The sequence below is a fragment of the Catenulispora sp. EB89 genome, from assembly GCF_041261445.1.
Classification (GTDB): Bacteria; Actinomycetota; Actinomycetes; order Streptomycetales; family Catenulisporaceae; genus Catenulispora.
Map to the genome: position 1 here is coordinate 140,025 of NZ_JBGCCU010000014.1, position 26,594 is coordinate 166,618.

The 26,594-nt window shown below is 70.6% G+C and carries 22 protein-coding genes; 15 read left to right on the plus strand and 7 right to left on the minus strand.

All coding sequences use genetic code 11. From position 1 onward, the window contains the following. The first annotated feature begins 46 nt into the window (after positions 1–46). Genes ABH920_RS27795 through polX form a run of 3 tightly spaced genes read left to right on the plus strand, consistent with a single transcriptional unit; the run spans position 47 to position 4,053 of the window. Positions 47–1,336, plus strand: coding sequence for an enolase C-terminal domain-like protein (locus ABH920_RS27795; RefSeq protein WP_370352096.1), 1,290 nt, complete (start codon positions 47–49; stop codon positions 1,334–1,336). 5 nt (positions 1,337–1,341) lie between these two features. Next, positions 1,342–2,316, plus strand: coding sequence for an NAD-dependent epimerase/dehydratase family protein (locus tag ABH920_RS27800; RefSeq protein ID WP_370352097.1), 975 nt, complete (start codon positions 1,342–1,344; stop codon positions 2,314–2,316). 9 nt (positions 2,317–2,325) lie between these two features. Continuing rightward, positions 2,326–4,053: a DNA polymerase/3'-5' exonuclease PolX gene (gene polX, locus ABH920_RS27805; RefSeq protein WP_370352098.1), complete on the plus strand. Its 1,728-nt coding sequence runs from the start codon at positions 2,326–2,328 to the stop codon at positions 4,051–4,053. A 13-nt stretch (positions 4,054–4,066) separates the two neighbouring features. Here polX and ABH920_RS27810 read toward each other — a convergent pair whose 3' ends face one another. The 3 genes from ABH920_RS27810 to ABH920_RS27820 form a co-directional block, all read right to left on the minus strand. After that, positions 4,067–4,690 (minus strand): class I SAM-dependent methyltransferase, encoded by a 624-nt coding sequence (locus ABH920_RS27810; RefSeq protein ID WP_370352100.1) that lies wholly within the window; start codon positions 4,688–4,690, stop codon positions 4,067–4,069. Positions 4,691–4,745: 55 nt separating this feature from the next. Next, positions 4,746–7,727, minus strand: coding sequence for a DUF4132 domain-containing protein (locus tag ABH920_RS27815; RefSeq protein WP_370352101.1), 2,982 nt, complete (start codon positions 7,725–7,727; stop codon positions 4,746–4,748). Between the two features lie 190 nt (positions 7,728–7,917). Continuing rightward, entirely contained in the window at positions 7,918–9,333 is a 1,416-nt protein-coding gene (locus ABH920_RS27820) for an endo-1,4-beta-xylanase (protein WP_370352102.1), read from the minus strand. 199 nt (positions 9,334–9,532) lie between these two features. On the opposite strand from ABH920_RS27820, the gene ABH920_RS27825 reads away from it, so the two are divergent. The 6 genes from ABH920_RS27825 to ABH920_RS27850 all read left to right on the plus strand — a co-directional run bounded on the left by ABH920_RS27825 (position 9,533) and on the right by ABH920_RS27850 (position 17,209). Then, positions 9,533–10,561, plus strand: a complete 1,029-nt coding sequence (locus ABH920_RS27825) for a LacI family DNA-binding transcriptional regulator (protein ID WP_370352103.1) — start codon at positions 9,533–9,535, stop codon at positions 10,559–10,561. 201 nt (positions 10,562–10,762) lie between these two features. Beyond that, positions 10,763–11,953: an ROK family protein gene (locus ABH920_RS27830; protein ID WP_370352104.1), complete on the plus strand. Its 1,191-nt coding sequence runs from the start codon at positions 10,763–10,765 to the stop codon at positions 11,951–11,953. 85 nt (positions 11,954–12,038) lie between these two features. Further along, on the plus strand, positions 12,039–12,959 hold the full coding sequence (locus ABH920_RS27835) for a carbohydrate ABC transporter permease (protein WP_370352105.1): 921 nt from the start codon (positions 12,039–12,041) through the stop codon (positions 12,957–12,959). 4 nt (positions 12,960–12,963) lie between these two features. Continuing rightward, positions 12,964–13,902, plus strand: a complete 939-nt coding sequence (locus tag ABH920_RS27840; protein WP_370352107.1) for a carbohydrate ABC transporter permease — start codon at positions 12,964–12,966, stop codon at positions 13,900–13,902. A 52-nt stretch (positions 13,903–13,954) separates the two neighbouring features. Next, positions 13,955–15,322: a sugar ABC transporter substrate-binding protein gene (locus ABH920_RS27845; protein ID WP_370352108.1), complete on the plus strand. Its 1,368-nt coding sequence runs from the start codon at positions 13,955–13,957 to the stop codon at positions 15,320–15,322. Between the two features lie 126 nt (positions 15,323–15,448). After that, positions 15,449–17,209 carry a beta-galactosidase family protein gene (locus ABH920_RS27850; RefSeq protein ID WP_370352109.1) on the plus strand — a complete coding sequence of 587 codons (1,761 nt, stop codon included), beginning with the start codon at positions 15,449–15,451 and terminating at the stop codon, positions 17,207–17,209. Between the two features lie 214 nt (positions 17,210–17,423). On the opposite strand, the gene ABH920_RS27855 is transcribed toward ABH920_RS27850, so the two are convergent. Then, positions 17,424–18,134: a PspA/IM30 family protein gene (locus ABH920_RS27855; RefSeq protein ID WP_370352110.1), complete on the minus strand. Its 711-nt coding sequence runs from the start codon at positions 18,132–18,134 to the stop codon at positions 17,424–17,426. A 28-nt stretch (positions 18,135–18,162) separates the two neighbouring features. Further along, a complete protein-coding gene (locus ABH920_RS27860) occupies positions 18,163–20,268 on the minus strand; it encodes a TPM domain-containing protein (RefSeq protein WP_370352111.1) in 2,106 nt (701 codons plus the stop codon). 230 nt (positions 20,269–20,498) lie between these two features. Between ABH920_RS27860 and ABH920_RS27865 the strand changes: the two genes are divergently transcribed. Together ABH920_RS27865 and ABH920_RS27870 are read left to right on the plus strand one after the other, a co-directional pair. After that, positions 20,499–21,062, plus strand: a complete 564-nt coding sequence (locus ABH920_RS27865; RefSeq protein ID WP_370352112.1) for a hypothetical protein — start codon at positions 20,499–20,501, stop codon at positions 21,060–21,062. An 87-nt stretch (positions 21,063–21,149) separates the two neighbouring features. Further along, positions 21,150–22,073 carry a DUF1003 domain-containing protein gene (locus tag ABH920_RS27870; protein ID WP_370352113.1) on the plus strand — a complete coding sequence of 308 codons (924 nt, stop codon included), beginning with the start codon at positions 21,150–21,152 and terminating at the stop codon, positions 22,071–22,073. On the opposite strand, the gene ABH920_RS27875 is transcribed toward ABH920_RS27870, so the two are convergent. Then, complete coding sequence (locus ABH920_RS27875; RefSeq protein ID WP_370352114.1) at positions 22,043–22,618, minus strand: hypothetical protein; 576 nt, start codon at positions 22,616–22,618, stop codon at positions 22,043–22,045. The genes ABH920_RS27870 and ABH920_RS27875 overlap by 31 nt on opposite strands. 456 nt (positions 22,619–23,074) lie before the next feature. Between ABH920_RS27875 and ABH920_RS27880 the strand changes: the two genes are divergently transcribed. Further along, positions 23,075–23,983 carry an endo-beta-N-acetylglucosaminidase H gene (locus tag ABH920_RS27880; protein ID WP_370352218.1) on the plus strand — a complete coding sequence of 303 codons (909 nt, stop codon included), beginning with the start codon at positions 23,075–23,077 and terminating at the stop codon, positions 23,981–23,983. Positions 23,984–24,041: 58 nt separating this feature from the next. Here ABH920_RS27880 and ABH920_RS27885 read toward each other — a convergent pair whose 3' ends face one another. Next, positions 24,042–24,677 (minus strand): TetR/AcrR family transcriptional regulator, encoded by a 636-nt coding sequence (locus ABH920_RS27885; RefSeq protein WP_370352115.1) that lies wholly within the window; start codon positions 24,675–24,677, stop codon positions 24,042–24,044. A gap of 100 nt (positions 24,678–24,777) precedes the next feature. Between ABH920_RS27885 and ABH920_RS27890 the strand changes: the two genes are divergently transcribed. The 3 genes from ABH920_RS27890 to ABH920_RS27900 all read left to right on the plus strand — a co-directional run bounded on the left by ABH920_RS27890 (position 24,778) and on the right by ABH920_RS27900 (position 26,588). Then, the gene (locus ABH920_RS27890) at positions 24,778–25,503 is read left to right on the plus strand and encodes an MFS transporter (RefSeq protein ID WP_370352116.1); all 726 of its coding nucleotides are present in this window, start codon (positions 24,778–24,780) and stop codon (positions 25,501–25,503) included. Positions 25,504–25,842: 339 nt separating this feature from the next. Continuing rightward, complete coding sequence (locus tag ABH920_RS27895; protein WP_370352117.1) at positions 25,843–26,223, plus strand: hypothetical protein; 381 nt, start codon at positions 25,843–25,845, stop codon at positions 26,221–26,223. After that, complete coding sequence (locus tag ABH920_RS27900; RefSeq protein ID WP_370352118.1) at positions 26,220–26,588, plus strand: VOC family protein; 369 nt, start codon at positions 26,220–26,222, stop codon at positions 26,586–26,588. The genes ABH920_RS27895 and ABH920_RS27900 overlap by 4 nt, the downstream gene beginning before the upstream one ends. Positions 26,589–26,594: the final 6 nt, after the last annotated feature.

Consider the following 26,594-nt stretch of genomic DNA (forward strand, 5'->3'; position numbering starts at 1 on the left):
GACATTCTGCTGAGCCAGTATACAAAACGTTTTGCAAAGGAACACCGTGAGCGACCCCAACCGTCTCCTCGACGCCTCCGGAGCCCTCCCGCAAGCCCAACCACCCTGGCCGTCCCGCGACACCCTGCGCATCACCCGCGTCCGGGCGATCGTCACCGCTCCCGAGGGCCAGCCCCTGGTCGTGGTCCGTGTCGACACCTCCGACGATGGCCTGTACGGCCTCGGCTGCGCCACCTTCACCCAGCGCTACGCGGCCGTCGCCGCCGCCGTCGACGAGCACGTCGGCCCGCTGGCGGTCGGCCGCCACCCGGCCGACATCGAGGACATCACGAGGCTGATCCACTACTCCTCCTACTGGCGCAACGGCCCGGTGCTGAACAACGCGCTGTCCGGCCTGGACCAGGCGCTGTGGGACATCGCCGGCAAGCGCGCCGGCATGCCGGTGTACGAGCTGCTGGGCGGCCGCAGCCGGGCCGCCGTCGAGGTCTACTCGCACGCCGCCGGCGCCACCGTCGAGGCGACGCTGGAGCAGGCCGAGCAGCTGATCGCCGAGGGCTACCGGAACGTCCGGCTCCAGGTCGGCGGCCCGGGTCTGGGCACGTACGGCGCCCCCGGCACCCCCGGCGGCTACCCCCGCTCACCGCATCCGGACGGCTGGGCCGTCGAGCAGTACCTGCGCGACGCCCCGCGCCTGTTCGCCGCCGCCCGCGAGCGGCTCGGCGACAGTGTGAACCTGATGCACGACGTCCACAGCCGCCTCACCCCGAAGCAGGCCGTGGTCCTGGCGCGCGCCCTGGAGCCCTACCGGCTCTCCTTCCTGGAGGACGTCATCGCCCCCGAGCTCTATGACCGCCTGCCCGAGGTGCGCGCCGCCTCGCCGGTGCCGATCGCGGTGGGCGAACAGCTCGGCTCGGTGCCCGACGCGGTCCGGCTGGTGCGCGACGGCGGCGTGGACCTGCTGCGGCTGCACACCTCCGCGGTCGGCGGCCTGACCCCGACCCGCAAGATCGTCGCATTGTGCGAACTGCTCGGCGTGCGCACCGCCTTCCACTCCCCGGCGGACGTCTCGCCGGTCGGCGTCGCGGCGAACCTCGCCGTGGACATATCCACGCCCGCGTTCGGGTATCAGGAGTCGCATACCTACAACGACGCCACGCACGAGGTCTTCCCCGGCACCCCGGTGGTGCGCGAGGGGCACATGTACCCCTCGGACGCGCCGGGCTGGGGCATCGAGCTCGACGAGAAGGCGGCGGTCGGGTTCCCGCCGGTGAAGTTCCTGCACGAGCGCTGGTCGGCCGGCGTGCGTCGTCCCGACGGCGGGCTGGAGGCGCCGTGAGTCCCGTGAGCCCCCTGAGCGCCGTGAACGCCGTGAACGTCGTGAGCCAGGAGTTCCCCACCCCGCGCCGGGTCCTGGTGACCGGCGCGGCGGGCCTGGTCGGCCGGGTGGTCACGCGCGCCTTCGCCGAGCACGGCGCCGCGGTCACCGCGCTGGTCTACGAGGACCCCGGCGACCTGGCCGAGATCGGCGCGGACCGGGTCGCGGTCGGCGACGCGGGCGACCCTAACCTGGTGCGCGAGGCGCTGGCCGACGTGGACGCGGTGGTGCACCTGGCCGCGCTGCCGACGCCGCTGCACGGCACCGCGCTGGAGGTGTTCGGCGGCAACACCCGCGCCACGTTCAACGTGCTCGAAGAGGCGGGCCGCGCGGGCGTCCGGCGCGCCGCGGTGGCCAGCAGCTTCTCGATCCTCGGCCTGCCCTGGGCCGGCCGGACGCTGCACCCGGCGTACGTCCCGATCGACGAGGACACGCCGTTGCAGCTGGAGGATCCGTACGGGCTGTCCAAGCAGGTGGACGAGGCGACGTCGGAGATGATGGCGCGGCGGCACGCGATGGACGTCGTCGCGCTGCGGTTCCCGTTCATCAGCGACGCCGAGCGGGCCGCCGACCGGCTGCCGCTGCTCGCCGACGACCCGGCGGTCGGGGCGCCGGAGCTGTGGACGTACCTTGATGTACGTGACGCGGCGCAGGCGGCGTGGCTGGCGATAACCGTGCCGCTGCAAGGGTTTCACAAGGTGTTCGTGGCCGCGCCCGACACGATGGCGCCGTATCCGACTGCTGATTTGCTCGCGGCCCACCACCCGGACGCCGAGGTGCGCGCGCCGATGCCGGGACGCGCGGCGCCGCTGGACCTGCGGGCCGCCGAGCGGCTGCTCGGGTTCGAGGCGCGGCACGTGCTGGACCTGGAGCCCCGGCCGTGGCCGCCGCCCGGCCGACCCGCGACCGCGCAGGATGTGCCGACCCCGCCGCCTTCCTAGACTGACCTCATGGCCCGGCTCAACGACGAGGTCGGCGCGCTGCTCCGCGAGTACGCCGACCTCATCCTCCTCACCGGCGGCAACGCGTTCCGGGCCCGGTCCTACGAGAAGGCCGCCCGTTCGGTCGGCGGCTATCCGGGGGACCTGGCGCACCTGGACGAGGCAGGCCTGCGCGCCATCCCCGGCGTCGGCGACTCGACCGCGGACAAGATCACCGAGTACCTCGCCACCGGTCACATCGCCGCGCTGGAAGCCCTGCGCGCCAAGATGCCGCCGGGGGTCCGTGAGGTCACTCAGATCCCCGGCGTCGGCCCCAAGACCGCTGTGCTCCTGTATCGCAAGCTCGGCATCAAGTCCGTCGACGAGCTCCGCAAGGCCGTCGACGAGGGCAAGCTCAAAGGCCTGCCCGGGCTCGGCGACAAGACCGTCGAGAACATCCGGCACGGCATCGACCAGCTCAGCCTGACCTCCGGGCGCACCCTGCTGAACACCGCCCTGGACCTGGCCGAGGACCTGGTCGCCGAGATCGGCGCCGTCCTGGGCTGCAAGAAGTGCGACTACGCCGGATCGCTGCGCCGCATGCGCGAGACCGTCGGCGACATCGACATCCTGGCCACGGCGACCGACTCCGCGCCGCTGATGGCCGCGCTGCTCGGGCGTCCCGAGGTCGCCGACGTCATCGGCAGCGGCACGACCAAGACCTCGATCCGTACCGACAAGGGCCTGCAGGTGGACCTGAGGGTGGTCCCGCCGGCCGACTGGGGCGCCGCCCTGATCTACTTCACCGGCTCGCGCGCGCACAACATCAAGCTCCGCGGCCGGGCCGTCAAGCAGGGTCTGAAGCTCTCCGAATACGGGCTCTTCGATGTCGACTCCGGCAAGAAGCTCGCCTCACGCACCGAGAAGGAGGTCTACGCCGCCCTGGACCTCCCGTGGATCCCGCCGACCCTCCGCGAGGACCGCGGCGAGATCGAGGCCGCCCTGGCCGGCGACCTCCCGGACGTGGTCCAGCTCAAGGACCTGCGCGGCGACCTGCACACGCACACCGACCTCACCGACGGCCTGGCGTCCCTGGAGACGATGCTGGAGACGGCGGCGGACCTCGGCTACGCCTACTACGCCGTCACCGACCACGCCCCGAACCTCGTGATGCAGCGCATGACCGACGACAAGATGCTGGCCCAGCGCGAGCGCGTCCGAGAACTCGACCGCGCCTACCGCGGCATGCGCCTGCTGCACGGCACCGAACTCAACATCGACGCCGCCGGCGACGTGGACTGGCCCGCGGAGTTCCTGGCCGGCTTCGACATCTGCGTGGCCTCCATCCACTCCTCCTTCGGTCTGTCCCGCGCCGCCCAGACCAAGCGCCTGATCCGGGCGTGTGAGAACCCTTACGTCAACATCATCGGCCACCTCACCACCCGCCTCCTCGACCGCCGCGCACCCATCGACGTCGACCTGGACGCCGTCTTCGCCGCAGCCGCCCGCACCGGCACCGCGCTGGAGCTCAACGCCTCCCCGCAACGCCTCGACCTGAACGACGAACAGGCCATGGCCGCGAAGAAGCACGGCGTGAAGTTCGCCATCGACAGCGACGCCCACTCCACTCCCGCCCTGGCGAACCAGCGCTTCGGCGTCGCGATGGCGCAGCGCGGCTGGCTGACGAAGGACGACGTCATCAATACCTGGAGCTTGACGCGGCTTCGCAGCTTTCTGCGAAAGCCCGAGGTGCGGTAAGTGCTTCCGGTGGTTACTGATCCGCTGCCGCGCGCCGCAAAGTGAGCAGCTGCGAGGGCAGGACGGTGTCGTCGCGGACGTGGAAGTCGACGATCTCGAACGAGGCCCGCGCGAACCGCTGAATCCCGGCGTCGGTGCGGCGGGAGAAGAACCGGTGCGGCACGATCCAGTCGTCGTCCCACACTCCCTCGGTACCGTCGCCGCTGAAGACTGCCACGAAGAACAGGCCGCCGGGCCGCAGCAGACTCCGCACGGTTTCCAGGACCGCGGGCAGATCCGCGTTCGGTACGTGCAGCAGGCAGTTGAAAGCGAAGACCGCGTCGAACGACTCCGTCGGGAAGTCGAGATCGAGGAACCCGGAGACCCGGGCGTCCAGGCCCTTCTCCCGGCACTTCGCCACCATCTGCGGCGACAGGTCGGTGGCCACGACCTCCAGCCCCTGCTGCTGGAAGAACAGGCTGTCGGTGCCGACCCCGGCGCCGATCTCCAGCAGCCGCCCCGCCCCGAGCTCGCGGAGCCGGGCAAGGAAACCCGCGCGCTCCTCGATCTTCCAGGCCTCCTTGGCGGTGGCCTCCCGCTCCTCGGCGCTGTTGTCGTAGGACTCGCGCAAGCCGTCGATGACGTCCCCGTATCGCATGTCGATCAACGTAGCATCGCGGTCCCAGCCGCCGACTCCCGAAGATCCAGCCCGCTCAAGCCCCCACCGCCGCCGTCAAGTCGGCGACGATCTCGCTCGCCGCTACCGCGTCCAGCGCGCCGAGCTCCAGCGCCTGGTCGCGGGCGCCGTGGCGGCCGTTGGCGTCGGTGGCGGCGAGCCAGACGTCCGTGATCGTCTGCTCCGGGGTGTCGGCGAGGCGGCCTTCGCGGTAGCCGGGGCTGACGCGGACGATCAGGATCCTGCGATCCGGCAGCCGGCGGCCCGTCGCCACGGTGCGGCCGGCGTCCCACAAGGCGGCCGAGCCCCAGCCGGGGCTGCGGTGCAGCGCCAGCAGGTTGTCGGTCGGCAGTTGCGCGCCGCAGAAGCGGTCCAGGCGGGTCGCCTCGCGCTCGGCCGGGGTCAGGGCGAAGACCGGGCGGCCGACCTGCGGGAAGGGCTGGATGATCTCGTAGTCGTGGCAGATCTCGGCCCAGCGCGGCAGCTCGGTGCCGAGGTCCACGGGGTGCACCAGGCCGATGGTGCTCGCGGTGGTGTCGGCGCCGAACACGAACCGCTCGTCCGCGACGTCCGCGAGCGTGCCGTCCTCCGCGATCCGGAACGTCGCGCGCAGCACCCCCGCTCCGGCTCCCGCCCCCGGCCCCGCCGCCCCCGCCCTCGCTCCCGCTCCCGCCTCCGCCACGTCGAACTCGCCCCACACCAGCCGCCGCCCGAGCAGCCGCATCAGCGGATGCTCGACGAACACGGCCCGGAACTCCGCACCCGACCAGCGCCGCCCGGTCACCATCGCCCGCTCCAGCCGCGCCGCCTGCCGCACCGCGAGCGTCTTCGCGTCCTTCCTCAGCACACTGAAACGCAGCTGCGCCTCGGCCGCGAGCTCGGCGTCGTCTTTCGCCGTCGGCTTGGGCAGCGACGCGCGCCGCTTGCCGACAGCATCGACGACATACGGCTGCACGAACTCGTCGAACCCGACCGTGAACCCGCGCGCACCGTAGTCCAGCCGCAGCGTCCCCTCCGCCCCGGCGCCGAGGTCCAGCACCAGCTGATCCTCCAACTGGTCCGCGCTCAGCCCCCGCGCCGCCGCCACCTTCGCGATCCGCTTGGCGGCCTCGGCACGCAGCGCGGCGAACGGCGACCGCTGCGATATGTCGTAGACCTCCCGCAGCCCCTCCTCCCCGCCGACGGCGATCAGCACGTCCAGCCCGCCGGCCGCCCGCGCCGACCCGCCCTCGCCGGGCCAGGCCCGCACCAGCGGCGCCAGCCGCCGCACGGTCTCCTCGTTCCCGAACCACAGCAGCGTGTCGAACGCCCAGCCCAGCTTCTTGGTCGGATACCCGGCCCCGGCCCAGTTCTCGAACAGTCCCCAGGCGAAGTCGGCCAGCGAAGCCCGATCGCAGATCTCTGCGACAATCTCGATCCCGCCGTACGGCGCCGCCTCCCGCCGCGAGGAGATGGTCAGCATCTGCACCACCACGCGCACCGCGGACGTGGGCAGCGCCGCCTGCCGGCCGGCCAGCAGGATCCCGGGCAGCGAAGCCGGATCGGCCCACAACGGCACCGCCGGCATCGATTTCGGGAAGACGTCCAGCCCCCGCCGGTCCAGCACCGCCCGCGTCGCGGCCGCCGCCTCCGCCCCGGACTCGGCGGCCAGCGCGACGACGTCGGCCAGCCGGTGCCGGGCCACGAACCGCACCGCGGCCTCGGCCGACCTGCGCTCGGGCCCGGCCGTGCCGAGCGCGCTGGGCAACAGGTGCCGCACCGCCTGCTCGGGGTAGCGCCGGAAGAAGACGTCAGCGGCCTCGGAGTACGGCTCGTACTCCGAGTTCAACCAGTCCGCGAGGGTCAGCACGATCGTGCTCTGGTCCTTCGGGTCCGCTGTCGAAGGATCCGGCTCGGGAATCGAGGTCCGCCCCGCGCTCTGACGCGAGGGCCAGCAGAAGTACGGCGCCGGAATCGGCAGGCCCTTGAGCGGGACCGGTTTGCTGGTCTCGCGATCCGTCCACGGAGGGACGACCAGAACCCGGGGGAGTTCGGCCTCCGTGGCAGCTCCGGAACCACCGTCGGCACCGGCCGTGCCGAGCAACACCTCGACCCGCTGCCGTGCGACCTCCGAAAGCCGCCCCAGCTCCGAACGCGCACGCTCAGGATCGGCCGCGACATGTAACCGCAGCACGTAATCCACCTGCGTCGCCGGCTCCGCCTCGGCCAACCGCCGCAGCACCCGGCGCGGGAACCGCTTGGCCGCCTCCAACAGCGCGGCCTGCGCGTCCTTCGGCCCCAGCTCCGCGATCAGGGTGTTGACGGCCAGCTCGCTGGGCAGCTTCGGCAGCAGATTGAGCGCGTGCCACCGGCTCTTCTCCAGACACCCGATCAGGAACTCGTCCGCCCCGGCGTCGATCGTGGCCAGGAACGTCCCCTCCGCGCGCCGGTCGTCGTTGACCCACATCCAGTCCCGGATCCGCCGGCCCAACTCCCGCGCCTGCTCCCGCGACATCGTCGCGAGCATCAGGAGCCGGGCTGTGTAGTTGTCGTGGTCGGCGTCGGGGGAGTAGTCCGCGATGTCCGCCGAGCACCACTCCGGCCGGTCCGGCGCCAGCACCGCCATGGCCGCGCGGACCGCCGGTACCGGGAACTCGTCGCGCATCTTCTCGGCCGTCGCGACGGCCTCGCCATACTCCTCATCCGGCGCCGAACGCACCAGATCGAGCAGCCGCAGCATCAAGGGCCAGCGGCGGTCGGTGAGCTTGCTGTCGTAGACGGTGCCGCGGCCCCAGCTGAAGCCGGAGAAGTTCACGTCCTCGGCGGCGCTGGTCTCGGCGAACGCACGCACCGCCGCCGCGGGCCCGTTCTTCGCCACGATGAGGTCGATGCTCCGCCACGTCGCATGGCCCTGCGGGTCCGTTCCGGAGGCGCCGGTCGAGATCGTCTCGACGTCGACCCGGTCGCAGCGCTCCCGCCGGATGACTCCGTGCTGGAACTTCCGCGGCAGTTCGAAACGGTCCTCGGGATCCACGCTCATGCCCAGAGCGTAGCCAGTACGAAGCGCTCCGGAGCAGGGCTTGTCCGCACTTCAGAGGCGTGACAATTGCTGAGCGGCAACGGTGCTGACCGGGGTCGGCCGCGCGGGACGTTCTCTCGCGCGGCCGACGCTCGGCGCTGAGCTGTTGCTGATCGGCGACAGCTGGTTGCCGACTGCTGGCTACTGACTGCTAGCTGCTACAAGCCTGACCGTTGAGACTGAACGACGCCGGCGCCGCGGCGTTCCCGGTGTGCGTGGCCTGGAACCCGATGCTCACCGAGCCGCCCGGTGCGATCGCCCCGTCGTAGCTCGCGTTCGTCGCCGTCACCTGGCCGGAGGACGGGCTGTAGGAAGCGTTCCAGCCGTTGGTGATGGTCTGCCCCGACGCCAGTGTGAACACCAGGCTCCAGCCGCTGACCGCCGCTGATCCGGTGTTGTCGATCGTGATGTTCTCCGTCAGCCCGGTGTTCCAGGCGTCGACCGTGTCGCTCACCTTGCACGCCCCGCCACCGCCGCCCGAGGACGAGCTCGACGACGTCGGCGTGCTCGGACTCGACGAGCTCGACCCGCCGGAGGAGCCGCCGAGCGCGTTGACCGACGCGGTGTAGGCGGGCTTGGGCTGGTAGTTCTGGTCGTACATGGTCGCCGCGCCGTAGCCGGAGAAGGTGCCCGGGATCCACGAGTCGGCGTCGCCCACGCCCCACTGCGAGACGCCGACGCACCGCGTGACCGCCAGGCAGTTCGAGACCACGGTCGAGTAGTCCGAGGCCTGCTGCTGGAGGTTCGCGGAACTGGCCGGGAGCTGGATCCGGTCGTCGAGCTCGGTCACCGCGACGTCCAGGCCGAGCGCCGCGAAGCGCTGCATGTTCGCCAGCATCGTGGAGGGCACCTGGCCCAGGATGAAGTGGCTCTCCAGACCGATCCCGCTGATCGGCACGCCCTGCGCCAGCAGCGACTGCACCAGCGAGTACATGGCGTTGCTCTTGGCGTTCTCGCCCTCGATGTTGTAGTCGTTGAGGTAGAGCTTGGCGTTCGGGTCGGCGGCGTGCGCGGTGCGTATGGCGTCCGCAATGTAGCCGGATCCCATGGCGTTGTAGAACGCGTCCTGGCGCAGCGTGCCGTCGTCGTTGAAGGGCTCGTTGACGACGTCCCAGGAGTACACCTCGCCCTTGTAGTGCGTGGCCTCGGTGGTGATGTGGGTCTCCATCGCCGCCTGCACCTGGTTCGACGGCAGGCTCGACACCCACCCGGGCAGCTGGCTGTGCCACACCAGGTTGTGCCCGCGCACGCGCATCGAGTGCGCCTGCGCGAAGGCGACCAGGGCGTCGCCGGGGCCGAAGTTGAAGCTCCCGTTCGAGGGCTCGGTGGTGTCCCACTTCATCTCGTTGCCCGGCGTCATCATGTCGAACTGCGACGTGGCGACCCCGACCAGCGTGGAGTTGGACAGGTTCGACTGCACCAGCGCGGTGCCGAAGTACTTGCCCTTGCCCTCGGCGAGCTGCTTCAGCGAGGTGTCCGCGGCCGCCGGTCTGACCAGGGCCAGGCTGCCGGCCAGCGCGGCGCTGGCCACGACCGCCAGCGCGGCGGCCAGTCTGCGGTTGTGCATGAGTGGTGCTCCTTCCGTCGGAGGATTACCGGTCCGCCCACGAGCGCGGGTGCTCACCGTGATCCATTCCTGGACAAAGCTTTGGCAACGGGGAGCCGACGCCACGCGCGACGCGGCGGGCGGGTCAGAGTCTGCGCCCGCCGAAACATCGTGTCAATCGTTATCGATATCGTTTTCGGCGGGCAGTATCCTGGGCCGCGTGCAGACCGATCCCGTTCCTCCACGCGTGACCATCCGCGACGTCGCCCGGCAGGCCGGCGTCTCGGTCGCCACGGTCTCCAAGGTGCTCAACGACCGCTACGGCGTGTCCGCGGACACCACGGCCCGTGTCAAGGCCGTGATAGAAGAGCTCGGATACGAGGCGAGCCTGGTGGCGCAGAGCCTGCGCAACCACCAGACGAACGTCATCGGGATCCTGGTGGCCGACCTTGAACCTTTCAGCGCCGAGTTGCTCAAGGGCGCCGGCGACGCGATCCGCGGCTCGGGGTTCGAGCTCGTGGTCTACTCGGCCGGCGGCCGCGCCCGCGACCAGGTGGGCTGGGAGCGCCGCTACCTCTCCCGGCTGTCCGGCACGCTCGTGGACGGAGCCGTCCTGGTCACCCCCACCGTGGTCGACCTGCAGTACGGCGCCCCGGTGGTCGCGGTCGACCCGCACACCGGCCCCGGCGGCCGCCCGACCGTCGACTCCGACAACCTGCGCGGCGCCCTCGCGGCCACCGAGCACCTGCTGGCCCTGGGCCACCGCCGGATCGCGATGCTCACCGGCCGGCCGGACCTGCTGTCAGCGCAGCTGCGCGAGCAGGGCTTCCGGCAGGCGATGGCCGCCGCCGACGTCGCAGTGGACGAAGACCTGCTGCGCCTCGGCTCCTACGACCCGGACACCGCCGCCGAGCAGGCCGCGCGGCTGCTGGCCGAGCCCGACCGGCCCACCGCGGTGTTCGCGGCCAACGACCTGTCGGCGATCGCGACGATCGAGGTGGCGCACCGCATGGGGCTGCGCGTGCCGGAGGACCTGTCGGTGGTCGGCTTCGACGACATCCCCGAGGCGACGCGCTGCACCCCGATGCTCACCACGGTCGAGCAGCCGATCCGGGAGATGGGACGGCGCGCGGTGGAACTGCTGATCGGGCTGATCCGCGGCGAGGCGGAGCCGGACGCCACCCACATCATGCTGCCGACGCGGCTGCTGGTGCGGGCTTCGACGGCGGGGCCGGCTTCGGCTGGCTGACCGATCGAGGCGGTCCGCGTCGACCCGGCTCCCGACGCCTCCAGCACCGGCATCCGCTCTCCCGCCTCGATTTGATAACCCTTTTAATAACGGTTTCGCTAAGGGGTTTACGAACCCGACACGTCTGCGTAATCTCAAGCCTCACCGAGCCCCCGGCGGGCTCGGCGACCCACCACTTGCGAACCGCGAGGAGCCCCCGAGATGCGACCCCGCCTGTCCGGCGACCTACGCCGTGCGAACCGCGTGGAAGTGATGCGGAGCTTCTACGGCGGCCGCACGCTGACCCGGGGCGACGTCGCCGCGCAGCTCGGGGTGTCCGTCGCGACGGCCGGGACGATCATCGGCGAGCTGACCGCGGCCGGGCTGCTGGCCGAGACGCAGAGCACGCGCTCCGGCGGCGGCCGTCCGGCCAGCCAGCTGACGATGCGGGCCGGGGCGCCCTACCTGGTCGGCGTGGACCTCGCCGAGACGCATGTCATCGCCGAGATCTTCGACCAGGCGATGACGCGGGTCGGGCACTTCCAGATGCCGGTGGCGCCCACCGACGACGACCCCGACTCCGTGGTCGGCCATGTCGTGGACAGCATCCAGGGCGTGATCGCCGGGCTGGCCGGGGTCAGCGCGGCGGACGTCGCCGGCGTCGGGGTGAGCCTGCCCGGCCAGGTGGACCGCGAGGGCGGGGTCTCGGTGCACGCGCCGAACTGGGGCTGGCACGGCGTGCCGTTCACCTCCCTGTTCACCAGGCGCTGCGACCTGCCGGTGCTGCTGGACAACCCGCTGAAGGCGATAACGCTGGCCGAGATGATGTTCGGGGAGGCCGGCGACCATGACGACAGCGTGGTCGTGAACCTCGGCACCGGCGTCGGGCTCGGCGTCGTCGCCGAGGGCCGGCTGCTGCGCGGCCGGACCAACAGCGCGGGGGAGTGGGGCCACACGGTGCTCGTCGCCGACGGCCTGCCGTGCCACTGCGGCAGCCGCGGCTGCGTCGAGGCCTACGTCGGCGCCGCCGCGCTGCTCGACCTGCTGACCGAGGTCGATCCGGACAGCCCGCTGCTGGTCCCCGGCGACCAGGCGGCGACCGTGGCCAAGCTGGCCGAGGCCGCACGCCGCGCCGATCCGGTCGCGGTGGCCACGCTGGAACGGTTCGCCCGGCCCCTGGGGATGGCCCTGGCCAACGCCGTCAACATGCTGAACCCCGAACTGCTGGTGGTCGGCGGCTGGGTCAGCGCCGCCTTCGGCGAGCCGCTGCTGGCCGCGGTCGAGCCGGTGGTCAAGGAGTTCTCCCTGACCGTCCCCTACGACGCGGTCACCCTGGCAGCCTCCCGCATCGCCGACAACCCGGTGTCCCTGGGCATGGCGGTGCTGGCCTTCGAGACGTTCGTCCTGCCCTAGTGCGGACAGTGCCTGCAGCCCGAACAGTGCCCGCGGTCCCTCCAGTACCGCAGATCCGAAGCGAAGCAAGGAGCGAAGACAGACCATGACGTCCCCACCCCTGGACCTCGCCCGCCGCCCGGCCCCGCGCCGCGCCGCGGGACGGCGGCGGTCCCTGGCCGGCTGGAAGTTCGTCAGCCCCTTCATGGCCCTGTTCGCGCTGGTCTTCCTCGCCCCGATCGGCTACTCGATCTACCTGAGCCTGTACAAGACCAAGCTGATCGGCGGCACCCAGTTCGTCGGCCTGCAGAACTACAGCGACGCGATCCACGACTCGCAGTTCTGGACGTCCTTCGCCCGGGTCGCGCTGTTCCTGGTGGTCCAGGTCCCGATCATGCTCGGCCTGGCCCTGCTGCTGGCGCTGGCCATCGACAGCGGCCGGCTCTACGGCGCGGCGTTCTTCCGGATCTCGGTGTTCCTGCCCTACGCGGTGCCCGCCGTCGTCGCCACGCTCATGTGGAGCTTCATGTACGGGACCCAGTTCGGCCTGGTCCGCGACATCGACAAGCACTTCGGCGTCACGCTGCCCGACCCGCTCTCCCCGCACCTGATCCTGGCCTCCATCGGCAACATCGTGACCTGGGAGTGGGTCGGCTACAACATGCTGATCATCTACTCCGCGCTGCGGGTGGTGAACCCCTCGCTGTACGAGGCGGCGGCGATCGAGGGCGCCGGCCAGTTCCGCATCATCTGGTCGATCAAGCTCCCGGCGCTGCGCCCGGCCCTGGTCATCGCCACCATCTTCTCGATCATCGGCAGCTTCCAGCTGTTCAGCGAGCCCAGCATCCTCAAGCACCTGGCGCCGAACGCGATCACCACGTACTACACGCCGAACTACTACGCCTACTCGCTGTCCTTCGACGGCCAGCAGTTCAACTACTCCGCGACCGTCGCCATCGTCATGGGCGTGGCCACGATGATCGTCGCCTACGCCGTCCAGCTGCGCGGCATGCGAAAGGCGGGCTGAACCGATGACCACGGAGCCTTTGGAAACGGTGCAGACGGCTAACCGGGGACGTCCCCGGAACGCCACCCCGCCGATCCGGGCCAAGGCCCGGCGCGCGTCGCAGCGCCCCCGCAAGAGCGTCACGCTGACCGTGCTGTGCGCGGTGATGGCGCTCTACACCCTGCTGCCGCTGGCCTGGCTGGCGATCAACGCCACCAAGACCCAGCAGAACCTGTTCAACTCCTTCGGGCTGTGGTTCAAGGGATTCGGGTTCTTCTCCAACGTCAGCAACACTTTCAGCTACCAGCACGACATCTTCGGCCGCTGGCTGCTCAACACCCTGCTGTACGTCGTGGTCGGCGCCGGCGGCGCCACCATGCTGGCCACGCTGGCCGGCTACGGCCTGGCCAAGTTCGACTTCGCGGGCAAGAAGGCCGTGTTCGCCATCGTGATCGGCGCGGTCGCGGTCCCCGCCACGGCGCTGGCCGTCCCGACCTTCCTGATGTTCTCCAAGATGGGGCTCACCGACACCCCGTGGGCGATCATCATCCCCTCGCTGATCTCGCCGTTCGGCCTGTACCTGATGTGGACCTTCAGCGCCGACGCGGTCCCGGCCGAGATCATGGAGTCGGCCCGGATGGACGGCGCGGGGGAGTTCCGCACCTTCTTCTCCGTGAGCCTGCCGCTGCTGGGCCCCGGCATCGTCACGGTGCTGCTGTTCAACGTGGTCACGACCTGGAACAACTACTTCCTGCCGCTGATCATGCTGAAGGACCAGAACTGGTACCCCCTGACGCTGGGCCTGAGCACCTGGAACGACCAGGCCCACACGGCCGGCGGCGACGTGGTCTTCAACCTCGTCATCACCGGCTCGGTGATCACGATCATCCCGCTGATCGCGGCGTTCCTGCTGCTCCAGCGGTACTGGCAGTCGGGCCTGAGCGCCGGAAGCGTGAAAGGTTGACGGCGCCCCGGCCCGACCGCGGAACCCTCCGATGCAAGAGAAGGGAACAGCAATGACCATAACCCGTCGTCGCGGCGTCCTGCTGGGCGCGACCGCACTGGCCGTGGCGCTCGCCGCCACCGCCTGCGGCAGCTCCTCCAGCAGCGGAGGCAGCAAGGGCTCCGGCGGCTCCGCGCAGTCCGCCACGGTCACCGACGCCGACCTGCAGGCGGCGCTGACCGCCGGCGGCAACCTGACCGTCTGGGCCTGGGAGCCGACCCTGAAGAAGGTGGTCGCCGACTTCCAGACCAAGTACCCGAACGTGCACGTCAACCTGGTCAACGCCGGCACCGGCAACGACGAGTACAAGGCGCTGCAGAACGCGGTCCAGGCGGGCAAGGGCGTCCCGGACGTCGCGCACATCGAGTACTACGCGCTGCCGCAGTTCGAGCTGACCAAGTCGGTGGCGAACCTGGACCAGTTCGGCGCCGCCGCGCTGAACGGCACCTTCACCCCCGGCCCGTGGAACGCGGTCCAGTCCGCCGGCGGCGTCTACGGCCTGCCGATGGACTCCGGCCCGATGGCGCTGTTCTACAACAAGACCGTCTTCGACAAGAACGGCATCACCACGCCCCCGGCCACGTGGGACGAGTACATCGCCGACGCGAAGAAGATCCACGCCGCCGACCCGACCGCCTACATCACCAACGACACCGGCGACGCGGGCTTCACCACCAGCATGATCTGGCAGGCCGGCGGCAAGCCGTACACCGTCGACGGCACCAACGTCGGCGTCAACTTCGCCACCGACCCCGGCACCCAGAAGTTCACCGCGGCCTGGCAGCAGCTCATCGACGGCCACGACCTGGCGCCGGTCAGCTCCTGGAGCGACGCCTGGTACCAGGGCATGAACACCGGCAAGATCGCCTCGCTGACCATCGGCGCCTGGATGCCCGCCTCGCTGGAGTCCGGCGTGAAGAACGGCTCCGGCCAGTGGCGCGTCGCCCCCATGCCGCAGTGGACGGCCGGCGGCAAGGTCACCTCCGAGAACGGCGGCAGCTCGCTGGCTGTGATGAAGGCCAGCACCAACCAGAAGCTGGCCTATGCGTTCCTGAAGTACGCGACCGTCGACGAGGGCGCGCAGACCCGCGTGGACAATGGCGCCTTCCCGGCCACGGTGAAGCAGCTGAACTCGCCGGACTTCCTGAACAAGTCGGACGCCTACTTCGGCGACCAGAAGATCAACCAGGTGCTGGCGCAGAGCGCTTCCGAGGTCGCGCCGGGCTGGTCGTACCTGCCGTTCCAGGTCTACGCCAACAGCGTCTTCAACGACACCGCCGGCAAGGCCTACATCGGCGGCTCGTCGCTGGCCGACGGCCTGAAGGCCTGGCAGGACGCCTCGACCAAGTACGCCAAGGACCAGGGCTTCACCGTCAAGTAGCGGCGCGGCGCCAGAGGAGTCCGACTCACGCGGGGCCGGTGCGGCCGGGGCTGATCCATCGCGATCGATGGGCGCCCGGCCGCACCCTGGGGCCTGCCGTGACGTAGCACAGGGAGCAACACGAACGTGGCAGTACTCGACATCACCGACGACGGCTTCGTCCTCGACGGTCGGCCGTTCCGGATCGTGTCCGGCGGTCTGCACTACTTCCGAGTCCACCCGGCGCAGTGGTCCGACCGGCTGCGCAAGGCCCGGCTCATGGGCCTGAACACCATCGACACCTACGTGCCGTGGAACCTGCACGAGCGCCGGCCCGGCGAGTTCGACTTCAACGGGATCCTGGACCTGGCGGCGTTCCTGGACCTGGCCGCCGCCGAGGGGCTGCACGTGCTGCTGCGGCCCGGGCCGTACATCTGCGGCGAGTGGGAGGGCGGCGGGCTGCCGTCGTGGCTGCTCGCCGACCCGGACCTGGCGCTGCGCAGCACGGATCCGGCGTTCCTGCAGGCGGTCGAGGGCTACCTCGACGCGCTGATGCCGATCGTGCTGCCGCGCCTGGGGACGGCCGGCGGGCCGGTGACCGCGGTGCAGGTGGAGAACGAGTACGGGGCGTACGGATCGGACACCGCCTATCTGGAGCGGTTGTACGAGGCGCTGACGTCACGGGGCATCGACGTACCCCTGTTCACCTCGGACCAGCCCGGCGACCTGGCCGCGGGCGCGCTGCCCGGCGTCCTGGCCACGGCGAACTTCGGCGGCAAGGTGACGGCTTCGCTGGCGGCACTGCGTGCGCAGCAGCCGACCGGCCCGCTGATGTGCGCGGAGTTCTGGAACGGCTGGTTCGACCACTGGGGCGGCGTGCACGCGCAGCGCTCGGCGGACGACGCCGGAGCCGCGCTGGACGAGCTGCTCCAGGCCGGCGCGTCGGTGAACTTCTACATGTTCCACGGCGGGACCAACTTCGGCTTCCTGAACGGCGCCAACGACAAGGGCACGTACCGCGCGACGGTCACGTCGTACGACTACGACTCGCCGCTGGACGAGGCCGGGGACCCGACGGAGAAGTTCCGGCGGTTCCGGTCCATCATCGGCAAGTACGAGGCGGTCCCGGACGAGGAGATCCCCGAGCCGGGGGAGAAGCTGCCGCCGGTCTCGATCGAGCTGACGCGGCGCGCGCCGCTGTTCGCCGACGCCGCGCTGGACGCTCTGGGCACGGCGCAGGACTCCGAGGCGCCGCTCACGATGGAGCGCCTGGGGCAGGACTTCGGGTTCGTGCTGTACGAGGCGCGGCTCCCGGCGTCGGCCGCGGGCCCGGCGACGGTCGCCTTCGACCAGATCGGCGACCGCGCACAGGTGTTCGTGGACGGCCAGCCGGTCGGCGTGCTGGAGCGCGAGCGGCACGAGCACGTGGTGTCGTTCACCGTGCCGCAGGGCGGCGCGGAGCTGCGAGTGCTGGTCGAGAACCAGGGGCGGGTGAACTACGGCGCGAAGCTGGCCGACCGCAAGGGCCTGATCGGCGGGGTGTACCTCAACGACGCGCCGCTGACCGGCTGGACCTCGCGCCCGCTGACCCTCGACGACCTGTCGGGCCTGGCCTTCGCCGACGGCGACGGAGCGGTGGTCGGACCCTGCTTCCACCGCGGCGAGTTCGATGTTGCGCAGCCCGCCGACACCTACCTGCACCTGCCCGGCTGGACCAAGGGCGTGGCCTGGATCAACGGCTTCAACCTGGGCCGCTACTGGTCGCGCGGCCCGCAGGGCTCGCTGTACGTCCCGGGCCCGGTCCTGCGCGCCGGCGCGAACGAGGTCGTGGTGCTGGAACTGCACGGCGCGCGCGGCACGGAGGTCGAGCTGCGACCGGTGCCCGAGCTGGGGCCGACCGAACTGTGAGGCCAGGGAGTGCGTTGTGAGCGTGGCCGGGTTGTGAGGCCGGCTGCGCTGTGAGACCGGTGGGGCCGTCGCTTGTGAGGGAGCGGCGGCCTCGCCATTTCTGCTGCTGGCGCGATTCGCGCCTTGACTGCCCGGAGCTTGACCCGGCCGCCGCACCCGCGCTTGAGCCCGAGCCCGAGCCCGAGCCCGAGCCCGCGCTTGAGCCCGAGCCGCCTCACCCCGTCTTCAGCGCCGCCAGCCGCTTCGCGACCTCCGCCTTGTCGGCCAGGTCCTCCAAATCGTTGAACTGCGAGTCCAGGCTCGAAGCCGCCAGCTCCTGCTGCCCCTTCACCTTCGCCTCCTCGCGCCGTACCTTCTCCTCGAAGCGGCTGACCTCGCTCGACGGGTCCATGATGTCGATGCTTTTCAGCGCGTCGTTGACGTGCGACTGCGCCTGCGCCGACTTGGAGCGGGCGACCAGCTCGTCGCGCTTGGTCCGGAGCTGGTTCAGCTTCTCCTTCATGGAGTTCAGGCCGGTCTTCAGCTGGTCGACCACTTCCTGCTGGCCCTTGATGGTCGGCGCCGCGGCCGCGGTCTGGCGCTCGGCGGCGAGTTGGCGTTCCAGGGCGACCTTGGCCAGGTTGTCGAAGCGGTCGGCCTCGGCGTTGTCGCCGGAGGTGCGCAGGGCGTCGGCGCGCTGGCTCGCGGCCAGGGCCTTGTCGCCCCACTCCTTGGCGGACTTCACGTCCTCGGCGTTGTCCGCCTCCATCAGTCGCAGGTTGCCGATCGTGGTGGCGATCGCCTCCTCGGCCTCGGAGATGTTGTTCGTGTAGTCGCGGATCAGCTGGTCCAGCATCTTCTGCGGGTCCTCGGCCGAGTCCAGCAGGGCGTTGATATTGGCCTTCGCCAGCTGCTTCACGCGGCCCAGGATGGTCTGCTTGGTCATCGTCGTGCCCTTTCGTCGGTGATCGAACTCAGAACCTGCCGCCGCCCCCGAGGCGCCCTCGCGTGCCGCCGCCCCCGAAGCTGCCGGGGCCGGCGCCACCGAAACCGCCGCCGCCACCGCCTCCGAAGCCGCCGCCACCCCGTCCGCCGCGCCCGCCGCGCCCACCGCCGAGCAGGTCGCCGAGGATGATCCCGCCCAGCACGGCGCCGCCCATCGACCCCGACTGACCGCCGTACGGCGAGCGGTACCGGTCGGCGTCACCCTGCGCCGCCGCCATCGCCTGCCGCGCGCGGCCGTCGGCCTGCTGCGCCAACGCCAGTGCCTGCGACGGATCGCTGCCGGCAGCCGCCGCCGACTGCTGCAACAGCCGCTTCGCCTCGGCCAGCCGGGTCCGGGCCTGGCTCCCCACAGCACCGCGCCGCGTCGCGACGAAGTCCTCCGCGGCGGCGATCTCGCTGCGCGCCGTCAACGTCGCCTGCTCCAACAGGCTGCGCGCCCGCCGGTCGTTCTGCTCCCGCTCCCGCACCGCGTCCAGCGCCTCGTCCAGCAGTGCGTCGGCCTCCTCGGCACGCCGCAACGCGTCGATCGGGTCGTACCGTCCGGCCATCTCCTGGCGCAGCGTCGTCAGCACCTGACGCGCACGTGCCGCGCGTCCCGCCAAGTCGGCCGAAGCCGCCGCAGCACCCTGCGACGCGCTCAAGCCGTGCGCGTCGGCCAGGTCGGAGTCCATCTCGGCCAGCGCCGCGGGGAGCTTGGCGGCCGCCGCGTCCAGCTCGGCCGAGCGCCGGTCGATCGCGTCCAGCAGCAGCCCGGCCTGCTCGACCCCGGCCTCGGCGCCCCGGATGAGCACCGCCGCGCGCCGCCGGTCGTTGCCGTCCAGTGAGGTCCGAGCGGCGGAGAGGCTTTCGTTCGCGAACGCCAACCGGTCGGCGATCTGCTGCGGATGCCCGACGACGGGAGCGGTCGCCGAATCGGCATACGTCGTACGCAGCTGTTGCAGATGCGCCGCCGCAGCCGAGACACGAGCGGTCTGCGCCGAGGCGGCCTCGGTAGCGGCGGACAGCGCGGCCGGAGCGTGTTCGACCAGGGCCCGCAGCCGATCGAAGGACTTGGCCTCCGCGTCCAGCCGGGTATTGGCACGCCGACAGCGCTCGATGATCTCGGCGAGCATCCGACGCTGCGTCGGCTCGTCCTCCGGGATCTCGTCGTCCAGCGCCTGCCGCAGCCGGAACGCCGCCATCAACTCGGCCTTGGCCTCGGCCAACGCCTCCGCGAACGGAGCCGCCGCCTCGTCCCCGAACTCCGCACTGGCGAAGCCGAGTTCCTCCTCGCTCGTCCGCACCGCGTCGTCGGTGGCGACCAGCGCATGCTTGGCCGACGCGTCCAACTCCTTGAGCGGAACCTGCCCGCCGGGTCCTCCCGCCGCTGTCGGTCGACGGCGCGAGCGCGAGTACGCGTAGGCACCCACACCGACGGCACCGACGACCACCACGGTCCCCCCGATCCAGCCGGCATCCGAGGACGAGGAGGAGGACGACGCCCCGGGATCCGGATGCCCGGGAGTGATGGCCACCGCCGGCACCGGCTGCCCGACCATCACGGCGTTGATCCCGTCGGCCGCACCGATGGCCGCACCGGCCCAGTCGTTCTGGCGCAGCGCGGGCTCGATCGCGGCCGTCGCGACCGAGGCCAACTGCGCGGACGTCACACCGGAGTCGGTGTCCGTTGAGTAGCCGTACTGACGAGCGTGCGTCGCGACGGCCAACAGCACGTCGTGCAGCCCGAGGCCGTTCTTGGTCGCGGTCTCGTTGGCCCAGTCCGCCGGGGCCTTCCCCGAGAAGTCGCGGACATACGCCACGAACAGCTGGATCCCGCGCTGCGAGTCGAGCTGGTTCAGCGCCGTCGCGACCTGGTCACGCCGGTCGCCGAGCGCGCCGACCTGGTCCGTGATCTGCCCGGTCCGGTCCAGTTGGATCGGGGCGTCCGCGCCGATCGTCGCGGCCGCAACGCGCGCCGCCGCCTGCGGCACGCTCCACCCGAACATTCCGCTGAGCAGCAGCAACAACAACAGCAGGCCCAAGGCAGCCGAACGGCAGACGACCGCCCGGATCCGCGTCGCCGTCACCGTCGCCATGCCGGTCTCTCCCGCGCTCGGAAGTGGTCCACGCTCCGTCGATCAGACCGTAGGCAGCGCCGCCGACGACCCGCGACCGCACTGGGCCGACCGGTCATCCGGGAACTCCCGGCGCGCGCGAACCCGTTCGGAGCAACCGCGCCACGAACGGAGTATCAGAACTTGATCTCCGCGCGCCGCCGTTGCCAGCCTGAGCGCTTCCGTCGATCGAGCGAAGGGCGCTTCACTCCATGACCCATCCCCGTCTCCGTCCTCGACGTGCCGCCGCTGTCGCCTTCGCGGTCACCGGCGTCCTCACCGCCCCGGCCGCCATCGCGGTCGCCGCGACCGGCACCAACCACACGACGCACACCACCCGGGTCACGAACCACTCGCAGGGCCTGCCGGTCCAGAGCAACAACGGCTACGACGCCGCCTGCGGCCCGGCCGCCGACGTGCAGGCGATGTCCATGGCGCTGGGCCTGGTCGGCATCGGCAACGTCGCGCTCTACACCGGCCCCGGCCGCACCGGCACGGGCTGCGACGTGATCAGCGGCAACGGCCTGCCGATCGGCACCGACTTCCAGGTCATGGGCATGACGGCGGCCAACGTCGACAACCGGGGCGACGAGCCGGTCGCGGTCTACTCGGACACGACGGACGACCTCGACGCGGTCGTGCCGGCCGGCGCGGACAGCGACATCGCCCCGGTCGACGTGAACTTCGCCTTCTACCCCGAGGGCAGCACCCCGCCGCCGGACGACAGGGGCCTGATTCCCACCGCGGTCTTCCACTTCAAGCCCGCGAACGCCTGACCCCAGTCCGGAAGACGAACCGGTTGACGAACCCGTTGGCCGACCGGCCCGCGCCGGTCGGCCAACGGTCGGCTATTTTCATGCTCCATGAGCCTTTACACCACGTTGCGCCACCCGCGGGTATACCTCCGGCACCACCACGGCCACGCCCACACCGGCCAGGAGTACATCGGGTTCAACGGACGCCTCGCCGCCTGGATCACCCGCAAGATAGGTTCGATGTGGACCGTCTACGCGTGCGCGGCGATCACAGCGGCGTGGATGATCCTCGGGTCGCGCGGCGCATTAGGCTTCGATCCATATCCGTACCCGTTCATGCTCTTCCTGGGCAACGTGGTACAGCTCCTGCTGATCTTCATCATCCTGCTCGGCCAGCAGGTCCTGGGCCGCACCGGCGACCGCCGCGCACGGCAGACCTTCGAGGACGCCGAGGCGATCCTGCACGACTGCGAGCAGATCCAGAACCACCTCATCGCGCAGGACGAGCACCTGTCCAGCTGCGCGGACCTGGACGACAACGAGCGCCTGGAGCTGGCCTCGCACGGACTGCGCTTCGAGGCGCCGCCGACCATGGCCGACGAGCACGTCGGCGTCAACGGCCGCCTCGCGGCCTGGATCACGCACCGCTGCGGCACCATGACAGCGTTCTACATCGCCACCGTCTTCCAACTCGGCTGGATCATCCTGGCCCAGACCGGCGTCCTGAGCTTCGACCCGTACCCCTTCGCCTTCCTGCTGTTCCTGTCCAGCCTGACGCAGTTGCTGCTGATGTTCGTCATCATGGTCGGCCAGCAGGTCATCGGCCAAGCCGCCGACCGCCGCGCGGAGATGACCTACCGAGACGCCGAAGCCGTGCTGCACGCCTGCGAGCGCCTCCAGGCCCACCTGCGCGCCCAGGACCTCGCGATACGGCACATCGTGGAGCACATGACCGAGTGCGAGGCGCAGCCGGCGGCAGTGACGCGCGGTTACGCCGGAGGCTACTGGATGGGAAACCAGAAGCTGTTGTAGTCGCCGGGGCCGCCGGTGAACACATTGGTGTTGCTCACGTTCTGGTACAACGCCAGGCCGGTGGCCGTGTCGGTGAAGGTGGTCCCAGTGCTGGAGGCGAAGCCCGGCGAGTTCCAGTCCTGATACGCGTTCCCCGGCGCCTGGCACGGGTTGGTGGTGTAGACCTGGCCGGCGGCGTTGCTGTCCAGGCAGCGGCCGGTCGCCTGATCCTGGAGCGAGTAGAAGTAGTAGTAACCGGAGTAGGGCGAGTAGGCCTGCCACTCGGTCCAGTTCCAGTCCTGGTACTTGTTGCCCGGGACCTGGCACGGAAGCGTGTAGACGCTTCCGCCGGCATTGCTGTCGAGGCAGGTGGTGGCCTTGGCAAATGCCTTCAGCCCGAACCAGCCCGAGTGGATCGCGACCGGGGTCGAGGAGGGGACTGCCGCTGCCGTCGCGTGGGCCGAACCGACACTGGCCGCCGAAGCGCTGCCCGGGGCCACGAGGCCGACGGTCGCGGCGGCGAGCAAGGCCGCAGCGGCCAGCGACCCGGTGCGTGACCTGGTCACCGACTTCTGTGTAAGCATATTGATGGCATCTCCCAAGCTGCGGCTGCCCACTCTTACGGGAACAACAGTTTGGGCACCCGGCCAAGGCCTGGCAACGCGTTCAACTGTCCAGGTTGAACGGTGCCCTCGCCGGCGGTGGCCTGCTTCGGTCGCGCGAGCCGTACCTAAATCGCTTCAGGGCTACCTCAGGATGCCCCCGTTTCACCACCGTGTCAACGCCGGTACGAAGGACCAACGGCAGAAAACCGACGCATGATCACAGGACGCGACAACTGATGCGCGGGTCTTGACACCTCCCCGACACGAGAGCATATTCACCTCACTGAATCGGTTTATCTACCGAGCGCCCACCTGTCACCCTCATCCAGCAAGGGAGCTTGATCGACGATGCGCGGATCCAGATCGAGGTGGAAGGTCCTGCTCGCCACCAGCGCGCTGACGCTGGCGTTCGCCGGTATGGCGGGCGTCGCGCAGGCGGCCCCGGCGAAGGCCGCCAAGGCTAAGAGCGCGCCTGCGGCCGCGGCCGCGAAGGCCGGCCACGGCGCGCGCCACGCCGGCACCTCGGCCGGCAAGAGCGGTCCGATCTCCGTGGCGTACGTGGAGGTCAACAACAACAGCATGCTGAACGTGGGCAAGTACACGCTCGCCAACGGCGGCGCGAACGTCTTCGACATAGCCGTGATATTCGCCGCCAACATCAACTACGACGGCACCAACGCCTACCTGTCGTTCAACTCGCAGGTACAGAGCGTCCTGGACAACGCGGCGACGCAGATCCGGCCGCTCCAGGCGCAGGGCATCAAGGTCGAGCTCTCGGTCCTGGGCAACCACCAGGGCGCCGGCTTCGCCAACTTCCCGTCCCAGTCGGCCGCCGCGGCCTTCGCGCAGCAGCTGTCCACCACCGTCACGCAGTACGGCCTGGACGGCATCGACTTCGACGACGAGTACGCCGATTACGGCACCAACGGCACCGGCCAGCCCAACGCGAGCTCCTTCGTCTACCTGGTCCAGGCGCTGCGCAACGACATGCCGAACAAGCTCATCACCATGTACGACATCGGCCCGGCGGCCTCCAGCCTGACCTACGACGGCACCGACGTCGGCCCGCTGTTCGACTACGCGTGGAACCCGTACTACGACTCCTGGAACGTGCCCAGCATCAACCTGCCGAACAGCCAGCTCTCGCCGGCGGCGATCGACGTGACGTCAACGCCGTCCAGCGACGCGGCCAGCCTCGCGCAGCAGACGGTGGACGGGGGTTACGGGGTCTTCATGACGTACAACCTCGGCGCCACGGACATCCACGATTACATCTCCAGCTTCACGAACGTCCTGTACGGCAGCAACGCCGTCTACAGCGGCTAGCAACAACCGAAGTCGCGGTGCGGGCTCCCCGGCGGGAAGGGCCCGCACCGCGGCGTTTTCACGAGCCGTCCTCGCCATTCGGCAACAACCGCTGCAAATCCGCCAGATGCATCGTCGGCCCGCTCAAAGGCACCCGCGAACCCTCAGCCCGCAACCCGGCGATGAGCAGATCGGCGTGCCGATGCGCCAACTCCATCTGCACCTCATCGCTGAACGGCCCCGGCAGCTTCTGCGACACCCGCACCACCAACAACCCGACATCGGCGAACGCCGCGTCCTCCCGTAACCCGCCGGTCTTGCGCGCCGTATCCAGCAAGTCCTCGACCAGGTGCGCCGACGCCGTCCGCGCCTCCTTGATCCGCGGCTCGTCCAGATCGATCGCCCCGAGCAGCGCCGGGATCACCGCCGACGTGCGCAGGTCGATTACCGCGTGGATGTACGCGGCCAGCGCGTCCATCGGATCGGAGTGCTCGCTCCGCGCCTGCCGCACGGCCTCTGCCGTCGAGATCAGCGCCTCCAACACCACCGCGTGCATCAGCGTGCCGCGGTCGGCGAAGTGCCGGTAGAGCGTGGCGATGCCCACGCCGGACCGGCGCGCGACCTCCTCCAGCGACCCGTCCGGTCCCTGTTCCACGAACACGTCCCGGGCCGCGGTCATCAGCCGCTCCCGGTTCCGGCGCGCGTCGGCTCGCATGCGGACCCCTTTCGGTCGAGGTCCAGCCTAGCAGTAGACGGAGGGAACCCCTTCGCTTAGTATCGGAGGGAACCCCTCCGTTTACCGGGAGGTGTCGACGATGACCACGGCGACCGCCGTCCAAGGGTCCGAAACCGGTCCCGCCACCAGCCGGCTGATCCTCGGCGTGATCGCGTCCGCGCAGCTCATGACCGCCCTGGACGCCACGATCGTGAACATCGCACTGCCCTCGGCGCAGCACGCGCTGAACTTCGGTGACGCCCAGCGCCAGTGGGTCGTCACGGCCTACACGGTGTGTTTCGCCGGCCTGCTGCTGTTCGGCGGACGCGTCGCCGACCTGTTCGGCCGCCGCCGGACCTTCCAGCTCGGCCTGGCCGGCTTCGGCCTCGCCTCCCTGCTGGCGGGCCTGGCGCCCTCGCTTCCGGTGCTGGCCGCAGGCCGTGCGCTCCAGGGTGCGTCCGCCGCACTGATCACCCCGAGCGTGCTGTCGCTGTTGGCGGTGACGTTCACCGGCGCGCGGGAGCGGGCCCGGGCGTTCGCCGTCTACGGTGCGGTGGCCAGCAGCGGCGCGGCGTCGGGGCTGCTGCTCGGCGGCGTCATCACCGAGTACCTGGGCTGGCGCTGGTGCTTGTACGTCAACGTCGTCCTGGCCGTGGTGGTACTGAGCGTGGGTCGCAGAGTTCTGCCAGACCAGCCGGGGACGGCGCGCGGCGGCCTGGACGCGGTTTCGGCCGTGCTGGCCACCGGCGGCCTCGCGGCCGTGGTGCTCGGGTGCGGTCAGGCGGCCCGGGACGGCTGGTCGTCGGCGTCGTCATCAGTGCTCTGATCGGCGGCGTCCTGCAGCTGGCCGCCTTCGCGCTGCGGCAGGCCCGCGTCCCGGATCCCATGCTGCCGCTGCGGATTCTCGCCGACCGCAATCGGGCCGGTGCCTGCCTCGCGGTCGGCACGGCGGTGATCGGGGCGTTCGGGATGTTCCTGATGCTGACGTATCACCTGCAGGAGGTGCTGCACTATTCACCGGCGAAGGCCGGCGCCGCGGTTCTTCCGATGGCGGTGGCCAACGCGACCAGCGGCTACCAGTTGGGCAACCGGCTGATGCCGCGGGTCGCACCCCGCTTCCTGATCGCCGGGGGGACTGCTCGTCGCCGCCACCGGGCTGTTCCTGATGACCCGGCTGACGCCCGGCAGCGGGTACCTGATGCCGATCCTGCCCGCCGAGATCCTGGTCGGCACCGGCATGGGGATGCTGTTCCCGCCCGCCTTCCAGCTTGCGATCCGCGGCGTGACGCATCGCGACGCGGGTATAACGTCCGCTGTCATCAACGCCGCCACCCAGGTCGGCAGCTCGGTCGGGACCGCGGTGCTCAACTCGCTCGCGGTGAGCGTGACCGCCGCCTATCTCGTTTCCCATCCGCTCACCGCGTCCGGCCGCCAGGCCGCGCTCGTCCACGGCTACGCCACGGCGATCGCGGTGGCCGCCGGGCTGCTCGCCGCCATGGCCGCGGCGATGCTGCTGATGATCCGCACCACCGAGGAGAAGTCATGACCATCCAGCTGAACCACACCATCGTCCGGGCCCGGGACAAGCGCGCCTCGGCCGCGTTCCTGGCCACCATCCTCGGCCTGGAGGTCGGCGCCGACTTCGGGCGCTTCGTGCCGGTCGCCGTCGCCAACGGCGTGACACTCGACTACATGACCGCGACCGATCCGCAGCCGCAGCACTACGCGTTCCTCGTGGACGACGACGAGTTCGACGCCGCCTTCGCCCGGATCCGCGAACAGGGCCTGGACTACTACGCCGAGCCGGGCGGCGACGGACACGGCGAGATCAACACGCGGTGGGGCGGGCGCGGCGTGTACTTCGACGATCCCGACGGGCACGCCATGGAGATCCTTACCCGAGTGCCGTGACCTGGC

Coding starts and splice junctions, on each gene's coding strand:
- ABH920_RS27885 (WP_370352115.1), bottom strand. CDS start 24,677: ATGCGAGCCGACGCGCGCCGGAACCGGGAGCGGCTGATGACCGCGGCC.
- ABH920_RS27890 (WP_370352116.1), top strand. CDS start 24,778: ATGACCACGGCGACCGCCGTCCAAGGGTCCGAAACCGGTCCCGCCACC.
- ABH920_RS27840 (WP_370352107.1), top strand. CDS start 12,964: ATGACCACGGAGCCTTTGGAAACGGTGCAGACGGCTAACCGGGGACGT.
- ABH920_RS27815 (WP_370352101.1), bottom strand. CDS start 7,727: ATGAGCGTGGATCCCGAGGACCGTTTCGAACTGCCGCGGAAGTTCCAG.
- polX (WP_370352098.1), top strand. CDS start 2,326: ATGGCCCGGCTCAACGACGAGGTCGGCGCGCTGCTCCGCGAGTACGCC.
- ABH920_RS27820 (WP_370352102.1), bottom strand. CDS start 9,333: ATGCACAACCGCAGACTGGCCGCCGCGCTGGCGGTCGTGGCCAGCGCC.
- ABH920_RS27880 (WP_370352218.1), top strand. CDS start 23,075: ATGGCGGGCGTCGCGCAGGCGGCCCCGGCGAAGGCCGCCAAGGCTAAG.
- ABH920_RS27810 (WP_370352100.1), bottom strand. CDS start 4,690: ATGCGATACGGGGACGTCATCGACGGCTTGCGCGAGTCCTACGACAAC.
- ABH920_RS27855 (WP_370352110.1), bottom strand. CDS start 18,134: ATGACCAAGCAGACCATCCTGGGCCGCGTGAAGCAGCTGGCGAAGGCC.
- ABH920_RS27830 (WP_370352104.1), top strand. CDS start 10,763: ATGCGACCCCGCCTGTCCGGCGACCTACGCCGTGCGAACCGCGTGGAA.
- ABH920_RS27900 (WP_370352118.1), top strand. CDS start 26,220: ATGACCATCCAGCTGAACCACACCATCGTCCGGGCCCGGGACAAGCGC.
- ABH920_RS27860 (WP_370352111.1), bottom strand. CDS start 20,268: ATGGCGACGGTGACGGCGACGCGGATCCGGGCGGTCGTCTGCCGTTCG.
- ABH920_RS27895 (WP_370352117.1), top strand. CDS start 25,843: ATGACCCGGCTGACGCCCGGCAGCGGGTACCTGATGCCGATCCTGCCC.
- ABH920_RS27835 (WP_370352105.1), top strand. CDS start 12,039: ATGACGTCCCCACCCCTGGACCTCGCCCGCCGCCCGGCCCCGCGCCGC.
- ABH920_RS27870 (WP_370352113.1), top strand. CDS start 21,150: ATGAGCCTTTACACCACGTTGCGCCACCCGCGGGTATACCTCCGGCAC.
- ABH920_RS27845 (WP_370352108.1), top strand. CDS start 13,955: ATGACCATAACCCGTCGTCGCGGCGTCCTGCTGGGCGCGACCGCACTG.
- ABH920_RS27865 (WP_370352112.1), top strand. CDS start 20,499: ATGACCCATCCCCGTCTCCGTCCTCGACGTGCCGCCGCTGTCGCCTTC.